Source organism: Sorangium sp. So ce1014, assembly GCF_051521505.1.
Taxonomy (GTDB): Bacteria; Myxococcota_A; Polyangia; order Polyangiales; family Polyangiaceae; genus Sorangium.
Genome location: NZ_CP150356.1, coordinates 3,810,251 through 3,826,447 on the forward strand (window position 1 = coordinate 3,810,251; position 16,197 = coordinate 3,826,447).

14 protein-coding genes are annotated in these 16,197 nt (G+C 70.4%); 11 read left to right on the forward strand and 3 right to left on the reverse strand.

Annotation, left to right across the window (positions count from 1 at the left end):
- Positions 1-192: 192 nt before the first annotated feature.
- From WME75_RS14550 to WME75_RS14580, 7 genes are all read left to right on the forward strand, one after another.
- Complete coding sequence (locus WME75_RS14550; RefSeq protein WP_437490854.1) at positions 193-1,035, forward strand: SIR2 family NAD-dependent protein deacylase; 843 nt, start codon at positions 193-195, stop codon at positions 1,033-1,035.
- Positions 1,036-1,047: 12 nt separating this feature from the next.
- Complete coding sequence (locus WME75_RS14555) at positions 1,048-1,590, forward strand: non-canonical purine NTP pyrophosphatase (protein ID WP_437490857.1); 543 nt, start codon at positions 1,048-1,050, stop codon at positions 1,588-1,590.
- A gap of 192 nt (positions 1,591-1,782) precedes the next feature.
- Positions 1,783-2,820 (forward strand): aldo/keto reductase, encoded by a 1,038-nt coding sequence (locus WME75_RS14560; protein WP_437490860.1) that lies wholly within the window; start codon positions 1,783-1,785, stop codon positions 2,818-2,820.
- 47 nt (positions 2,821-2,867) lie between these two features.
- Positions 2,868-3,563 (forward strand): HAD-IB family phosphatase, encoded by a 696-nt coding sequence (locus WME75_RS14565; protein ID WP_437490863.1) that lies wholly within the window; start codon positions 2,868-2,870, stop codon positions 3,561-3,563.
- 842 nt (positions 3,564-4,405) lie between these two features.
- Positions 4,406-6,934 carry a penicillin acylase family protein gene (locus tag WME75_RS14570; RefSeq protein ID WP_437490866.1) on the forward strand — a complete coding sequence of 843 codons (2,529 nt, stop codon included), beginning with the start codon at positions 4,406-4,408 and terminating at the stop codon, positions 6,932-6,934.
- 428 nt (positions 6,935-7,362) lie between these two features.
- The gene (locus tag WME75_RS14575) at positions 7,363-8,247 is read left to right on the forward strand and encodes a PP2C family protein-serine/threonine phosphatase (protein WP_437490869.1); all 885 of its coding nucleotides are present in this window, start codon (positions 7,363-7,365) and stop codon (positions 8,245-8,247) included.
- A gap of 137 nt (positions 8,248-8,384) precedes the next feature.
- Positions 8,385-9,200, forward strand: a complete 816-nt coding sequence (locus WME75_RS14580; RefSeq protein WP_437490871.1) for a Cof-type HAD-IIB family hydrolase — start codon at positions 8,385-8,387, stop codon at positions 9,198-9,200.
- Positions 9,201-9,249: 49 nt separating this feature from the next.
- Here WME75_RS14580 and WME75_RS14585 read toward each other — a convergent pair whose 3' ends face one another.
- Positions 9,250-9,726 carry a pyridoxamine 5'-phosphate oxidase family protein gene (locus WME75_RS14585; protein ID WP_437490874.1) on the reverse strand — a complete coding sequence of 159 codons (477 nt, stop codon included), beginning with the start codon at positions 9,724-9,726 and terminating at the stop codon, positions 9,250-9,252.
- Positions 9,727-10,092: 366 nt separating this feature from the next.
- Here WME75_RS14585 and WME75_RS14590 point away from each other — a divergent pair, with 366 nt between their 5' ends.
- Positions 10,093-10,986 (forward strand): sensor histidine kinase, encoded by an 894-nt coding sequence (locus tag WME75_RS14590; protein ID WP_437490877.1) that lies wholly within the window; start codon positions 10,093-10,095, stop codon positions 10,984-10,986.
- Positions 10,987-11,007: 21 nt separating this feature from the next.
- Here WME75_RS14590 and hisH read toward each other — a convergent pair whose 3' ends face one another.
- Positions 11,008-11,685 carry an imidazole glycerol phosphate synthase subunit HisH gene (hisH, locus tag WME75_RS14595; protein ID WP_437490880.1) on the reverse strand — a complete coding sequence of 226 codons (678 nt, stop codon included), beginning with the start codon at positions 11,683-11,685 and terminating at the stop codon, positions 11,008-11,010.
- Positions 11,686-11,688: 3 nt separating this feature from the next.
- Positions 11,689-12,276 (reverse strand): imidazoleglycerol-phosphate dehydratase HisB, encoded by a 588-nt coding sequence (gene hisB / locus WME75_RS14600; RefSeq protein WP_437490882.1) that lies wholly within the window; start codon positions 12,274-12,276, stop codon positions 11,689-11,691.
- A gap of 269 nt (positions 12,277-12,545) precedes the next feature.
- On the opposite strand from hisB, the gene WME75_RS14605 reads away from it, so the two are divergent.
- From WME75_RS14605 to WME75_RS14615, 3 genes are read left to right on the forward strand one after another with little or no spacing between them, the layout of a single operon-like run.
- The gene (locus WME75_RS14605) at positions 12,546-14,159 is read left to right on the forward strand and encodes a protein kinase domain-containing protein (RefSeq protein WP_437490885.1); all 1,614 of its coding nucleotides are present in this window, start codon (positions 12,546-12,548) and stop codon (positions 14,157-14,159) included.
- On the forward strand, positions 14,156-15,256 hold the full coding sequence (locus WME75_RS14610; protein WP_437490888.1) for a PEGA domain-containing protein: 1,101 nt from the start codon (positions 14,156-14,158) through the stop codon (positions 15,254-15,256). Before WME75_RS14605 ends, WME75_RS14610 begins: the two co-directional genes overlap by 4 nt.
- Complete coding sequence (locus WME75_RS14615) at positions 15,253-16,179, forward strand: hypothetical protein (RefSeq protein WP_437490891.1); 927 nt, start codon at positions 15,253-15,255, stop codon at positions 16,177-16,179. The genes WME75_RS14610 and WME75_RS14615 overlap by 4 nt, the downstream gene beginning before the upstream one ends.
- Positions 16,180-16,197: the final 18 nt, after the last annotated feature.

The following is a 16,197-nucleotide window of genomic DNA, read 5'->3' on the forward strand; positions in this document are numbered from 1 at the left end:
AAGGATTCAGGGACCCGCGAAGGGCGCCTCGGGCGAGCGCCTCGCCCGACCCGCCGGGCGCTGTTGCTCCCGTCCCGAGCATCGTGGCCGAGCGCTGCCATGGGCGAGGGGGCCCGGCGGCGGGGCGACGCGCCCGGGCCGAGCGGGCGCCGGTTGCGTGAGGTCGACGGGCGGATACCATCGCTCGCGACGATGGCTGTGCTGACGCTCGAGCAAGCGGCGGTCCCGCTCCGGCAGGCGTACCGGGAAGGACGCCTCATTCCTTTTCTGGGCGCAGGCTTCTCCGCCCCGCTCCAGCTGCCCATGTGGAAGGAGCTGGTGGGGTGGATGGGCGAGGCGCTCGGCTTCGAGCCTGCGCTCTTCGAGCTGCACGGCCTGCCCCCGCAGCTCGCCGGCTTCTTCGCCCGGGAGCGCGCGGGCGGCCTCGACAGCTTCATCGCCGAGATGCGCACGCGCTTCCACGCGCGTGCGGTCGACGAGCGCCGCAAGGGCTCGTGCCAGCACAAGGCGCTGGCGCGCCGCCACTTTCCGACCATCTACACGACCAACTTCGAGCACCATATCGAGGAGGCGCTCCGGGACGCGGGCAAGCAGGCCGTGGCGCTCTCCACGTTCGACGACTTCGCGCGGTGCCCGGCCCAGGGGGCATGCCATGTCATCAAGTTCCACGGTGACCTCAACCGTCCCGAGACCGTGGTGCTGACCGAAGCCCAGTATTTCAGCCGCCTGAGGCTCGAGGCCGCGCCCGATCAGCGCCTCCGGGCCGATCTGCTCAGCAACAGCTTTCTCTTCCTCGGCTACAGCTTCGGCGACGTCGACATCCGCTACATCTGGTATCGCATGGAGCAGATGCGCATCGAGGGCAGCTCGCCCGGCGCGCAGCGAGCGCCGAACCGCCGCGGCTACTGGGCGACCTTCGGCGCCGGGCTCGTCCAGCCGGCGCTGCTCGAGGCCTGGCACGTCGACGTCATCGAGCTCGACCCCAACGACAAGACGCAGAGCGTGGTGGCTCTGCTCGATGCGCTGGACGGGTGAGGGGCGCGGGTCATGGTCTATTTCGTCTCCTCGAACGAGCACAAGCTCGAGGACATGGCCCATGGCTGGAAGGACGGGCCGACGCCGCTCCGGGTCCTGCGGCTCGAGGTGCCCGAGGTCCTCTCCTCGGATCTCGACATCGTCGTGCGGGAGAAGGCCCTCGCCGCCTACCGGCTGGCGCTCGTGCCGCTCTTCGTGGAGCACGGCGGGCTGTTCATCGAGCATCTGAACGGCTTCCCGGGCCCGCTCGTGAGGCCGTTCTGGGAGCGGCTGCAGGACCGGATCTGCGGCCTCATTCCCCCGGGGGTGTCTCGCGCCGCGTGGGTCGTCCAGAAGGTCTGTTACTGCGACGGCCGGACGCTCCGCGTCTACACGGGCAGCATCCTCGGGGAGATCGCCTGCGAGCGGCGGGGCGACGAGGGCACCCACTGGGAGCCGATGTTCATCCCGGCCGGGCAGACGCGGACGCTCGGGCAAATGCCCCGCGACGAGCGGCTCCGCTGCTCCGCGAGCGCGGAGGCCCTGCATGCGTTCCGGAGCGACATCGGGCTGTGATCGGCTCCGGCGCGCGCCCCGCCTCGCGACCGTGGCCGCGCCGTCCGCGCGTCGCGATGGGGCTTGACTTCCGGATCGCCCTGGAGTTCCTAACCGTGCACGACCGCGGCCAAGGGGCAAGCGCCTGGTGTCCGGCACACCTCTCCCCTGCGTCGAAGGTTATCCCCATTGGGCACAGCGCGGAGGAGATACATGGAGTTCAGGCTGCTCGGCGGGTCAGGGTTCAAGGTGCCGGTGCTGAGTCTCGGGACGGGGACGTTCGGCGGAGGCAACGAGTTCTTCCAGGGCTGGGGCTCGAGCGGCGTGGCGGAGGCGACCCGGCTTGTCGACGTCTCGCTCGAGGCCGGGATGAACATGTTCGATACGGCCGACGTTTACTCCGACGGGCTGGCGGAGGAGATCCTCGGTCAGGCGATCAAGGGCCGGCGCGACCGGGTCATCGTCTCCACGAAGGCGACCTTCCGCCTGGGCTCGGGCCCGAACGACGTCGGCTCCTCGCGGCACCACCTGATCCGATCGGTCGAGGGGAGCCTGCGCCGGATGCAGACGGATTATATCGACCTCTTTCAGCTTCACGGCTTCGACGCGCTCACGCCGATCGAGGAGACCCTCGGCGCGCTCGACGACCTCGTGCGGGCGGGGAAGATTCGCTATCTCGGCTGCTCGAACTTCTCCGGCTGGCACCTGATGAAGTCGCTCGCCGTCTCGGAGAAGTACGGTCTTTCCCGGTACGTGGCGCACCAGGCGTACTATTCGCTCATCGGGCGCGATTACGAGTGGGAGCTGATGCCGCTCGCGCTCGATCAGAAGGTCGGCGCCGTGGTCTGGAGCCCGCTCGGCTGGGGGCGCCTCACCGGCAAGGTCCGGCGCGGACAGTCGTTGCCGGAGGTCAGCCGCCTCCGGAACAAGCTGTCTGTCGAGGGCGGGCCGCAGGTGGACGACGAGTATCTCTATCGCGTGGTGGACGCGCTCGATGCGGTGGCGAAGGAGACGGGCAAGACCGTCCCGCAGATCGCGATCAACTGGCTGCTGCAGCGACCGAGCGTCGCGAACGTGATCATCGGCGCCCGGAACGAGGAGCAGCTTCGACAGAACCTCGGGTCCGTTGGGTGGACCCTGACGCCGGAGCAGATCGCGAAGCTCGACGCAGCGAGCAAGACGAGGCTGGCGTACCCCTACTTTCACCAGACCGGGTTCGCCGAGCGGAACCCGTTCCCCGTCGCGATCTGACCGTCGGCGCTGGCGGGACGGCGTGAAGAGGTGCACAATCGTCGGTCGTGCTCATCCTCAGCGACTTCGACGGGACCATCACCTGCGCCGACCTGACGAACCAGATCTGGGACGCCCACCTCCGCTATGACTGGCGGCAGGCGCTGCTCACGCCTTCTGCCAGCGGCGAGATCACGCCGTTCGAGCTCCTCCGGCGCGGCTATGCGGATGTGGATCGCTCGGCGGACGAGCTCCTGGCCGAGCTCCGTCCCCACGCCGGGCTGCGCCCGGGCTTCGAGGAGCTGCTTTCGCTGTGTGCTCGCCGGGGGTGGGTGTTTCACGTGGTCAGCCACGGTCTACCGTTCTACATCCGCGAGTTCCTGCCCCCGGGCACGGCGTTTTCTTGCTTCGATGCCGTCTTCGACGGGCGCTGGCGCGTGACCGTGCCGGACGCGGTGTCGCTCGGTCCGGGGGACGACTTCAAGATCCGCGTCCTCGACAAGCTGAAGGCGGCGACCGGCGAGACCGTCGCGGTCTACATCGGCGACGGTCGGCTCGACTACCCCGCGGCGCGGTGCTGCGATCGCGTGTTCGCGGTGCGGGGCAGCGCCCTCGACGCGCTCTGCGCGCGCGACGGGATCCCGTGCACGCCGTTCGACAGCTTCACCGAGATCTGCGCAGCGCTCGACGGTGGCGGCGCCCGCGGCGGCGAGCGCCCCCTGGGCGCGGCCGATGCCGGAGAGCGATCTCCCGGACGCGGGTGACGCGAGCTCGCCCGGGCTCTCTCACGATGTCCTCGCCGTGGCTCGAAGGGCCCTGACGGGGGAGAGCAGCTCTCTTCGGGCGTCGCGACGCCGGGCCGGTCAGCCGTCCCAGAACGCGTTACGGGTAAAGGGTTCTCCTGGGGCGACCTCACGCCCCGACGACGGATTCCTGCGCTGGACGGTGCCGCGGACGATCTGTCGACGGCGGCACCTTGCACCACGCGCCACGCACCACGAGACAAGCGCCGGACTGCCGTGTGCGAGGGCCGGGCGCGGAATGCGGGCAATGCGGAATGATGAGCCGTCTGACCGGACGCCCGCCCGTCCAACCACCCGCCCATCCGACCACCCGACCACCCGACCGTCGGAATCCAGCGCAGGCCCCGCGCCGCGTGGCGCGCATGTCAGCTGAGTGCTAGGTTGCTGATTTTACGGGCAGTCCGCGTGCAACCAGGCAAACCAGATCGCTTGCCAGATCGCTTGCCAGATCGCTTGCCAGATCGCTTGCCAGATCGCCTGAAAGGGTGTCTGTGAGCGCCGGTGTACAGCGTGGCTGTACAAGAGGCGTGGATAACGAATAGCTTGACTTTCGAGCTGCATTAGTTAATTCCTATTCGCTTATCTCGTGCATGTGAAAGCAACGTAGGAGGCGCGCCCGTTCGTCTTGTCCGCTGCTTGTCAGCGAACACTCTGCAATTCGCCTGATTTGTTTCGGGCGGCATTTTGTACTGACAGTCGCTCGCCGCGCACTCTCATGGGGAGCGGCCGCGACTCAGGGTGAGCGTGGCGCACGTGACCTGCAAACTGCGGCCCTGCGAGAGGGCCAGCAGAAGGAGATCGGCATGATCAGGCGAATGACCGGCGTGGCATTCCTGCTGTCTGCTGCCGCGTGCAGCGTGGCCCAGGATGAACAGGTGTTGACAGAGCAAATCGCGGCGAAGGAAACCGCGGTTCAGATCAGTGGGCTCGACGCGGCGTACATCCGCGTGGACGATCGGGGGATGTCGCACGTCACCGCGTGGGACGAGAAGGCAGGCTATGCCGGCCTTTGCTATGCGATGGCGCGCGACCGGCTCTTCCAGATGGACGTGCTGCGCCGGAGCGCTCAGGGGCGCCTCGCGGAGATCTACGGGCCCGGGGACGACGACAGCATTCTCGGCCAGGATCTCCTCGTCCGCGCGCAGAACCTGCCCGCGTTCGCGGCGGCGCGCTATGCAGCGGCGGCCTCGCGGACGAAGCGCGTGCTGCAGGGGTGCGCCGAGGGCGTGAACAAGTACATCTCCGTGGCCAAGACATCGAGCGACGGCCTGCCGATCGAGTTCCAGACCCTCGGTTATGAGCCGGCTCCTTGGACGCCCCAGGACAGCGTCCTGGCCTACATTTATGTGGGCGTCACGTTCGACACCCTGACGTGGTTCACCAAGCTGGAGCGCGCGACGGTGGCAACCATCGCGGGCACGGAGGTCGCGACGACGCTGATCAAGGAGGCTGCGGACGGGGTGTCGATGTTCGACGCGCAGGGCAACCTGAATCCGGTCTCGCAGTTCCTCGTGCCGCCCGGCCCGACCGCGCCGTCCGCGACCGTCGTCAACCCGCCGCCGCCGTCTTGCCTGGAGGGGTCGCGTCAGCTCTCGCAGCAGCTCCTGCGAATGACGCCTGCGAGCGGACGCGCGAGCAATGCGTGGGCGGTCGACGGGCACCTCACCTCGACCGGAAAGCCCCTCCTCGCGACCGATCCGCACTTCCCCCACGCGACCCCGTCCGCCGTCTACATGGCCCAGCTCAAGGTGAACGGTCAGTACAACGTGGCGGGCTGGATGATGCCTGGGTTCCCCGGGTTCATCAGCGGCCACACCGACCACATCGCCTGGGTGCCGACGTATTCGCTCTACGACAGCGTCGATCTGTACGTGGAGACGCTCCGCGAGGCGAGCGGAGGAGGCGAGGAGGTGCTCATCAACGGCCAGTGGAGGCCGGTCAAGAGGCGCGTCGAGACCATCCGGGTGAAGGGGCAGCCGGATGTGCAGCGGACGTTCCGCTCGACGCCCCACGGGCCCGTCCTCAACGACGGCCTGGATGGGCTGGAGGCGTTTGGCACCCTCGCGCTCAAGTCGACCGCGGCTCAACCCGAGTGGAAGGTCGACGGCTACTTCGAGATGCCGGCGGCGCAGAGCTGGCCGCAGTTCAGATCGGCGGCGCTGAAGCAGAGCATCGGCTGGAACTTCATCTTCGCGGACTACACGGGCGCCCACGGCCACATCGGCTACCAGAACTCGGGTCTCGCGCCGCAGCGTGAGAGCCCGCTGAACGCGCTCTATCCGGTGCCGGGGACGGGAGGACATGAGTGGACCGGGTACGCCACGAACGCCGAGCTGCCCTCGGTCTACGATCCGCCGTCGCATATCCTTGTGACGGCGAACAACCGGATGGTCCCGCGCAGCTACGCGCCGCAGGGGCGGCCGGTGCACCTCGCCAACTACTGGGACATGCCTTGGCGCGCTCAGCGGATCATGACCCGGTTGACCACGGCGACGCAGCCGCTCACACCGCAGGACATGGCGTCGATCCAGCTCGACACACAGACCACGATCGGGCTGCCGCTGCGCGACAGCTACCTGGCCGCGCTCGGGCGCGTCGGGCTGCCTGGGGACGATCCGAGCGCCCTCGCGGCGGTGGAGGCCCTGCAACAGTGGGATGGAAATGCGGCGGCGAGCAGCCGCGGCGCGGCCGTCTACGAGATGCTCACCTTGATCCTGTTGCGCAACACGGTGAGGGACGTGATCGGTCCCGATGAGTACGCGTACTTCGCGCCCAACGTGTTCCTCACGAATCAGCTGAACGGATTGATGGACGTGCTCGAGAGCCCGCGCGCGCCCTATTTCGGCATCAGCGAGGGCGTGGATCCGGGGGTCGCCCGGGATGAGGCCGTGCGCACGGCGCTCGGCGAGGCGGACGCGATGCTCCGCGGGGCCCTCGGGTCGGACGTGAGCGCGTGGACCTGGGGCGGGATCCACGAGCTGACCTACAACCATCCGCTCGCGGGCGAGGACCCGCGCTTCGACATCGGCACCTTCCCGGCGACCGGCGACGTGGAGACGGTGAACATCGGCGGGTGGTTCGCGAAGGTCGGGATCCTGGCGCTCCCGCCCGGCGAGTTCGAGGACGCAGGCGGGGTGCGCGCCGCGCTCGATCAGGACTCGCTCAGCGCGACGCGGCTGATCTGGAACCTCGCGCCGCTCGACGGCTCGCTCGGGGTGATGAGCACGGGCATCAGCGGGGATCCGCGGACGTGCCATTACGCGGATCATGCCGAGGCGTGGAGGACGGGGCAGATCTTCCCGATACCGTTCACGTCCGCGGCGATCCCCTGAGTCGACCGCCGCTGACGGCCGACCTGACTGCGACTCACCGACCCTGACGGCGACTCGCCGTCCGCCCTCCGCTGCCGCCCGCCACCCACCGCCACCCGCCGCGGGGATCTCGACCTGAGTCGGGGACCCGCCCGGGGGCGGACGGCCGGCAGCCGACAGGTCAACCCGGGGCACACCGCCGGCCGACGTACCTCGATCACACCGCCGCCCCCCGAACCCGGGTCAGCCCCCGCCGATCAGCTCGCCAGGCCCTGCTTGACGTGGCCCGCCGCCGCACCAGACGAGTAGCGATGGCGGCGATCCGCGACGCGCCCACGGCATACGGGAACTCCAGGCGAGTTGAGATGTGTTCGGTGTTACAGTCTGTGCGTTCCCGCCCTATCTAGCGGTCGGTTCGTGGGTGGAAGCAAGGAAACAGGAGACATTACATGACAGCAGCGACACGGGGAGCCGGGGACATCACGGTGCGAGCCTGCGGGATCACCGACCTGGGGCGGGTTCGCAAGAACAACGAGGACACGCTCCTCATCGCGCACCTCACGTCGGTCGCCAAGACCGCGCCGCCTGCCCATGCGGTTACCTTTGAAGCCTCCTATCCCGTCCTGCTCGCCGTCTCCGACGGCATGGGCGGCGCGGCGGCCGGCGAGGTCGCGAGCGCCCTGGTCGTGGAGGCGCTTCGACGGGCGATGGCCACGGCGCGCGGCAACTGGGACGACGCGACCCTCCTGGCTGTAGAGCGAGCCAACCGCGAGGTGTGGCAAGCCTCGCAGCAGCCGGGCCGCCAGGGCATGGGCGCGACGCTCACCGCGATCTGCGTGCACGGGACCGAGGCGCACGTCGCCGAGGTGGGCGACTCGCGCGCCTACCTGATTCGCAACGGGCAGATCCTCCAGATCACGCACGATCAGAGCTTCGTGCAGGCGCTCATCGACGCAGGGATGATTCAACCCGAGGAGGCCGAGCAGCACCCGATGAGGAGCATGTTGCTCCAGGCGATGGGCCTCGATCCGGACGTCAAGGCCAGCGTCGCCCGGCTCGAGCTGCGGCGCGACGATCGCCTCCTGCTCTGCTCGGACGGACTCTCGAACAAGCTCTCGGCCGACGACATGCTCGCCGTGATCGAGCGGGGCCCGTCGATCGAGGCCTCATGCCAGAGGCTCGTCGCGCTGGCGAGCGAGCGCGGCGGGGAGGACAACATCACCGCCATCGTCGCCGAGCTGCATGGAGAAGGGCTCACGCCGCCGAGGAGAGGCGAGAAGGTGGCCCAGACGCTTCACACGGTCACCGAGTTCAATCCGAGAAAGAAGGCCTGACGCCGAGCCACGCCGGCTCCGCCGAGCTCCCAGCTCGGCGCCCCGGCCCACCCGCGCGCGCGGCGAACGACCTCCGGAGAGCTCGCGCGCGTGCGCTCGGCTGTGGTACGGGCGAGCGGCAGGACAGGAGAGCGCGCATGGTGCCAGGGAGCTTTCGCGGCGTTGCCTTCGATCTGGACGGGACCCTGCTGCGGTCCGATCACTCGGTCTCGCCCGAGATGCGGTCGCTGTGCTCGGCGTTGACCGCGCGGGGGCTCCTGCTCACGCTGATCAGCTCGCGCCCCCCTCGCTCCGTGGAGCAGATCGCCGACAGCCTGGAGCTGCAAGGCCCGTGGGCGGCGCTGAACGGCGCCTTCGTCTTCAGCTCCGGCGGGAGGATACTCGACCGCTCGCCCCTGCCGGCGGCCACCGTCGAGCAGATCCTGGCGCGCCATGGACGCGACGAGCGGGTCAGCCTGAACCTCTACGCCGGCTTCGACTGGATCGTTCAGGCAGCGGACCGGCGCGTCAGGGCCGAGGCCGACGTCGTCGGCTTCGCGCCCACCGTCGATGCCGGCTTCGCGAGCCGCCCCGTGACCGAGAAGCTCCTGATGATCACCGACGAAGGGCACCGCGACAACGCTCGGCTCGCGAAGGAGCTCGCGGCGCTCGACGACGGCATCGCGGTAGCGCGCTCGAAGGACAACTACATCGAGATGACGCGCAGCCGGATCGACAAGGGGCGCGCGCTCGCGTTCATCGCCGAGAGGCGAGGGCTGTCCGCGCGGGAGATGGTCGCTGTCGGCGACGGCGAGAACGACATTCCCATGCTGAAGGCCTGCGGTCTTCCGATCGCGATGGGTCACAGCCCGCAGGCGCTCAAGCAGGTGGCCGAGCTGGTCGTCGGCAGCAACGACGACAGCTCCCTCACCGACGCGCTCAGCCGCATCTTCGGGGCGGCAGCGGCGCGCTAGATCGGGCGGCCGCGCGGGAGAGCCGGGCCGCTGCGGGCAGGCGCGGCGCTCAGATGTGCTTCGGCGGATTCAGCTTGTCGCTCGCCGGCTTTCTCTGAACGAGCGCCTTGGCCTTCTCGTACAGGATCCGGAGCCGCCCGCCCTCGGGCTCCCAGTACTCGGCGCGCTCCACGTTCAGCCTCAGGATCGCGGCGTGAGGGTGAGCGGGGCCGTCCGGCAGCCACGTCTTCCACGAGGGCTTCCAGAGGCTCCGGATCTTCTCCTCGTTCCTGTCGATCGTCGCGCGCGCCGAGATCGAGATGTACGCCCGATCCCGCGGCCGGTAGCAGCAGACCGCCACCTGCTGCTCCCGGGCGATCTCGCCGGTCTTCGCCGTCTCCTCCTGCGTCACGAACCAGAGATCGCAGTCCATCAGCTCGGCCGGCTCCTGGATCTCCATCGGCCGACCCCGCATCAGCCCCTCCGGGGTCATGGTGACGAGCATGGCCGTGTCGAACTCCCTGAGCAGCGCGTGCAGCTCACCCATGGATCCGCGGGCCTGAGCCCTGGCTCCTGGCTCTCCACTCTGGTGTTGCTCTCCGCTCTGGTATTGCATGCGGACAAAGCTGCTCCGCGGGACCTGGCCCGCAAGCAAGGGCGCGCCCGGACCCGCCTGCGCCGCGGCCCGGCAGCGCTCCGGAGCCGCCCGAGGCGCCGCGCTTGGCCCTGACCGTCCAGGCGGCTCACGCCGCGAGGTTCTGCGCAGTCGACGGCGCGGTGCGATGCGTCGACGCGCGTCCGCCCGGCAGAAGTGGCCCTGTTCTGCCGCCGGAAGTGCCGATCTGCGAACCGCCATGAGCGGCACGGGCCATGCTTTCGTGATCATCACCGAACTCTGCCAGCAGGCTCTGCCATGACCGCGTTTTGCGACGACCTCGACGACCGCGTCCCCGCCGTCCCGCTCCGGGAAGACACCGCCCGGCTCCGGGAGGACTTCCTCGTGCTCGCTGCGCACGAGATCAGGACGCCTGTCACCTCGCTCCTCCTGCAGCTCCAGCTGACGAAGCGGATGAGCGAACGGGAGCCGGAGAACACCCCGGCGTGGGCGGCGGCGATGCTGGCCGTCTTCGATCGTCAGCTCGGCCGGCTCGCCAGGCTGTGCGACGACATGCTCCAGGTCCGGCGCGCCGATCCGGCCCGGCGCGTGCCAGCCCGCGAGCTTGTCGATCTCGTCGTGCTCATCCGCGATGTGGTGGCGGTGGCGGTCGCGCATCGGCCGGCCGCGCGCGGCGCCATCGCGGTCGCGGCCGAGGGCGCGGTGATCGGCCGCTGGGACCGGTCCCAGATCGAGCGCATGGCGTTCCACCTGATCAAGAACGCGATCACCTTCGGTGAGGGCAAGCCGATCTCGATCGAGGTGCGCGCGACGCGCGCGCGGGCGCGGCTCATCGTGCGCGATCACGGCATGGGGATCGCGAGGGAGGACCAGGAGCGGATCTTCGCGCGGTTCGAGCGGGCGGTCCCGGATCGCTTCGGCGGCCTGGGGCTCGGCCTCTACATCGCGCACGCCGCGGCGCGCGCGCACGGCGGGGCGATCCGCGTGGAGAGCGAGCTCGGCCGGGGCGCGGTGTTCGTCGTCGATCTCCCCCTCGCGCCGCGATCGCTGGAGCGCGAGGGGCGCGCGGGCCGAGCGCGCCCGTCACGGCGCGGCCTCGCCCGGCGGCCGTCCGAGCTGCCCCTGAGCGCGCACCTCAAGCTCGCGCACGTCAAGCACCTGTACCACCGGGCGCAGCGCCCGCACCCATGACAGGCCAGCGCCGCGGTCGGCTCACCCGTTCAGAAAGCGGACGAGCAGGCGCAGGCCCGTCTCCTGGCTCTTCTCGGGGTGGAACTGCGTCGCGGTCACGTTGTCCCGCTCGATCGCCGCGGTGATCCGGTGCGGGCCGTGCTCCGTCGTCGCCGCCACGAGCGCCGGGTCGAGCGGGACGGCGTGGTAGCTGTGGACGAAGTAGACGAACGGGCGCTCGCCAGCGAACACGCCGAGCGGGCCCTCCACGTCGCGCGTGATCGCGATGCGGTTCCACCCCATGTGGGGGATCTTGATCCCGGCCCAGGGCTCGCCGGCCACCGCCGTCGCCTCGGCCGCGCTCGGCTCCGGCGTGAGGCGCTTGACGATCCCGGGGAACACGCCGAGCCCCCGCGCGCCGGCCGCCTCCTCGCTCGAGTCGAAGAGGGCCTGCATGCCGAGGCAGATGCCGAGGTACGGCGCCCCCTTCCGGATCTGCTCGCGCAGCGCCTCGCCGATGCCGTCCTGCAGGGCGGCCGCGCAGTCGCGGAAGGCGCCCTGGCCTGGCACCACCACCTTGTCGGCCCGCGCGATGACCTCCGGATCGCCCGTGCGCGTGACCGCGCACGGCTCGCCGGCGTCCCCGGCGGCCTGGAGGAGCGCCCGCTCCACGGAGCGCAGGTTGCCCATCCCGAAGTCGACGAGCGCGATCGATTGCATGGCTCAGAGGCTCCCCTTGGTGGACGGAATGCCGGCGACGCGGGGCTCGATGCGGGTCGCCTTCATCAGCGCCTTGGCGAACGATTTGAAGCAGATCTCGACGATGTGGTGCAGGTTGTCCCCCTCGATGAGGCGGACGTGGAGGTTCGCGCCGACGCCGCGCGCGAAGCCCTCGAAGAACACGGGGGCGAGCTCGACGTCCCACGTGCCGAGCTTCGCCTTGGGCAGCGGCACGCGCCAGACGAAGTAGGGCCTGCCGGAGAGGTCCAGCGCGCACTGCGCGAGCGCCTCGTCCATGGGGAGCGTCGCCTCGCCGTAGCGCGCGATGCCCGCCTTGTCGCCGAGCGCCTGCTGCACGGCCGCGCCCAGGGTGATGCCGCAGTCCTCGGTGGTGTGGTGGCCGTCGATCTCGATGTCGCCCTCGGCGTGGATGGTGAGGTCAAACAGGCCGTGGCGGGCGATCTGATCGAGCATGTGCGTGAGGAAGGGGAGCGGCGTCCTGATCGACGAGCGGCCCTGGCCGTCGAGATCGATCTCGATGCGGATGTCCGTTTCGCGCGTCTTGCGCTCGACTTTGGCGATGCGGGGCATGGCGCGTAGGGTAGTCGCCCCGGGCGACGATGGGGAGCACCACGGATGAGCCGGGCGTCCGGCTTGCCCCGCCCCGCCTCGGTCCAGCGCACGGCCGGAGGCACGGCGACCGAGCGTGGTGGCCTCTGACGTCGCCTGACGTGGCCTCTGACGTGGCTGAACGGCCGAGGCGAGGCCTTGGATGAGAGCGGCGGATGGAATAAGGTGGCCTCCTGGATAACGTGGCGGTGGTGGCGCGCCCTGACGGCAGCCCCAGCGCAGGAGTGTCCGTGAGCTCACCGGTTGCCGAAGGTCAAGTTCTGTCGGGGAAATACCGGGTCGAGCGCATCCTCGGGCAAGGGGGCATGGGCGTCGTCGTCGCCGCCTTGCACGAGCAGCTCCACCAGCGGGTCGCCATCAAGATGCTCCACCCCGGCGCCAACGCCGAGATGGTGGAGCGCTTCGTGCGCGAGGCGCGCGCGGCGGTGCGCCTGAAGAGCGAGCACGTCGCGCGCGTGCTCGACGTCGGGACGCTCGAGACCGGCGCGCCGTTCATGGTGATGGAGTACCTGGAGGGGAGCGACCTGCAGGAGACGCTGCGGCAGCGCGGCCCGCTCGAGCTGGAGGAGGCCGTGGGCTACGTGCTCGAGGCCTGCGAGGCCATCGCCGAGGCGCACGCGGCCGGCATCATCCACCGTGATCTCAAGCCGGCGAACCTCTTCCTCACGCGCGGAGCGGACGGCAGCGGCATGGTGAAGGTGCTCGATTTCGGCATCTCCAAGGCGCTCGCCGAGTCGGCCGGGGCCGAGCCCGAGCTCGGGCTGACGAAGACGGCGATGGTGCTCGGCTCACCGCTCTACATGGCGCCGGAGCAGATGCGCTCGGCGCGCTCGGTGGACGCGCGCGCGGACATCTGGTCGCTCGGCGCCATCCTCTATCAGCTGCTCACGGCGCGGGTGCCCTTCGACGCGACCTCGCTGTCCGAGCTCATCCTGATGATCAACACCGAGGCGCCGCCGTCCCCGAGCACCTTCCGGCGCGACCTGCCGCCGGGCCTGGAGGCGGCGATCCTGCACTGCCTCGAGAGGGACGTCGCGAAGCGCTTCAGGTCCGTCGCCGAGCTCGCGGGCGCCATCGTCGATTTCGGCCCTCCGCTCGCGCTGGCGTCGCTGGAGCGGATCGAGCGGACGCTGGGGCTCGTGCCCGCGGTCAGCTGGCGCGACCGGGCGAGCTCGGCGCGCGATCGGATGAGCGTTCCCCCCGGGCCGACGGCGCAGGAGCGCGTGAGCGGCGTGCCCGCGGCGACCGCGCAGGGGCGGTCCAGCGCGCCGCCCGCCGGCGCGACGTCAGGCGCCGCGGTCGGCCACACGGCGGGCCCGGCGGGCTCGGCTCCCGGCTGGACGGCCGCGAGCCCCGCGTCGGCCGGCCGCAGGCGGAGCGGCGTGGCGCTGGCGATCGCCGGGGTGGGCGTCGCGGCGGTGATCGGCGGGGTCCTGCGCTTCGTCACGTTCCGCGGCGACGCGGGGGATCCTGCGGTCGAGCCGCTGGCCGCGACAACCTCCGCCGAGCCACCGCCGCCCGCGACGACGTCCGTGCCGCCCCCGCCGGTCGCTCCTCCGGACGTCTCCGCCGTGGCCACGGTCGCCACCCCGGCGCCGACGACGACCGCGGTGGCGATAGCGCCCCCGGCGCCGTCGGCGAGCGCCCGAACCTCGGCGACGGCGACCGCGAAGGCGCCCACGACGTCCACCCCCACGGCGCCTCGGCCGAGGGCCTCCGCGGTGCCTTCGGCCCCACCGGCGTCGACAGCGGCGCCCTCGGCCACGTCGACCACGACCGCGTCACAGGGGAACGACAGCCCCAGCATCTTCGATGTGCTGAACGACAAAGGTAAACCCAGATGAATTGGCCTGGAAGCGAACGACTCCCGCTGCGGAGCCGCAAGAGCGTGCGCGTCTGTGCCGCGCTCGCGCTCGGCGGCGCCGCGCTGGCGGGGCTCGCGCCCGCCGCGGCCCAGCCTGCGCCGGCCGCCGGCGCGCCGGTCGTGGCCCAGCCTGCGCCGGCCGCCGCGCCTGCCGCGAGCGCTCCTGCGGCCCAGGGGCCGCTGTCCGAGACCCTCACGGGGGAGGCCAAGGCCGAGTATGAGGCCGCGCGGATCCTCTTCAACGACGGCGACTACCGCAACGCCATCATCAAGTTCGAGCGCGCCCACGAGCTCTCCCGCGACCCGCGGCTGCTCTGGAACATCGCCCTCTGCCAGAAGAACCTGAAGCGCTACGCGCGCCTGCTCGGAACGGTCGAGAAGCTCCTCCAGGAGGCCGGTCCGCAGCTCACGGAGCAGGATCGCAAGGACGCCGCGGCGCTCATCGAGGCGACGAAGGCCTACGTGAGCCGCCTCGACCTCCAGGCCAGCGAGGCGGGCGCCGCCGTCTTCGTCGACGGCGAGGAGGTCGGCCGGACCCCGCTGCGCGAGCCCGTGCTGCTCGACGTCGGCACCCGGAAGATCCGGGTGACAAAGAAGGGCTTCAAGGACGTCGAGGTCTCCCAGCCGGTGGCGGGCGGCGATGTGGTCACGGTGAAGGCCACGCTCGAGCGGGAGGTCCACCAGGGGCGGCTCATCGTCGCGGCGCCGCCGAACGCCGTCATCTCCATCGACGGCCGCGTGGTCGGCCGCGGCAGCTATGACGGGCCGGTGCCGAGCGGCGGCCACGCGCTCCGCGTCACGGCGTCCGACATGCTGTCGCACCAGTCCGAGGTGATGATCCTCGACAACCAGACACGCCGCGTGCAGGTCTCGCTGGTGCCGAAGCCCAAGGAAAGCAACATCGAGCGCTGGATCTGGATCGGCGGCGGCGTGGCCGTGCTCACGGGCGCGCTCCTTGTCGGCCTGGGCGTCTTCGCGGGGGAGCCGCCGGTCGACGGCACCCTGTCGCCCGGCTCGGTCGCCCTGTCCGCGCGGGGCGGCGCCTCGTTCGCGATCCCCTTCGGAGGAGGCCGATGATCCGCGGCCGCCGCTTCGTCCTCGCCGCGCTCCTCGCGCTCGCGTGCGGAGGGTGTTCTTCGCCGGACGAGATCGTCGTCGCCATCTCGACGGATCTCGCCCTTCCCAAGGACTTCGATGTCCTCCAGGTCCAGGTGTTCAAGAGCGGCGGAGGCGGGTTCAATCAAGCCTACCTGCGGCTTGGCGAGCCCGATGCCGACGCGCAGCTCCCGGCGACAATCGGGTTCTACTCCTCGAACAGCGGGGGAGAATCCATCCGGATCAGGGTCAGCGCGCGCGTCAAGGACGCGCTCGGCGCGGTGCGCATCGTGCGTGAGGCGGTCACGACGATCCCGGAGAATCGCGTCGCGTTGCTCACCCTACCGCTCAACTTTCTCTGTGACGGCTCAGGGGAGAGCGCGGGGAACGACGTCGAGAACACGCTCTGCGGAGACGACCAGACCTGCGTCGCGGGGGCGTGCGTGTCGAACAAGATCGACTCGAGCACGCTGCCTGACTATTCGGCCGGCGACGTCTACGGCGGTGGGGACGGGGACTGCTTCGACGTGACGACCTGCTTCAAGGAGGCGACGGCGGCGGAGGTCGACGCGGCGGCTTGCACGATCGCGGGCGACGGCGGGGCTCCGCGGAACGTGGCGCTGGAGACCGTCGCCGGCGACGGCGTGTGCGACGGCGATGGCGACGACCGCCGTTGCCTTGTGGCGCTCGACGCCGCCAGCGATGATGGCTTCCGGGTGGAGGAAGACGGGCGGATCCAGCTACCGCCGGAGGTGTGCAAGCAGATGGCGAACGGCAAGATCGCGGCCGTGTTGACGGCGCCGGCGGTGGCCGTGTTGACGGCGCCGGCGACGGACTGCGCCCAGAAGACCGCGGGGCTGCCGACGTGCGGGCCGTGGCTCACGTCGGGGTCGGAGGAGCCCTGACGAAGGGCACAACGCTGC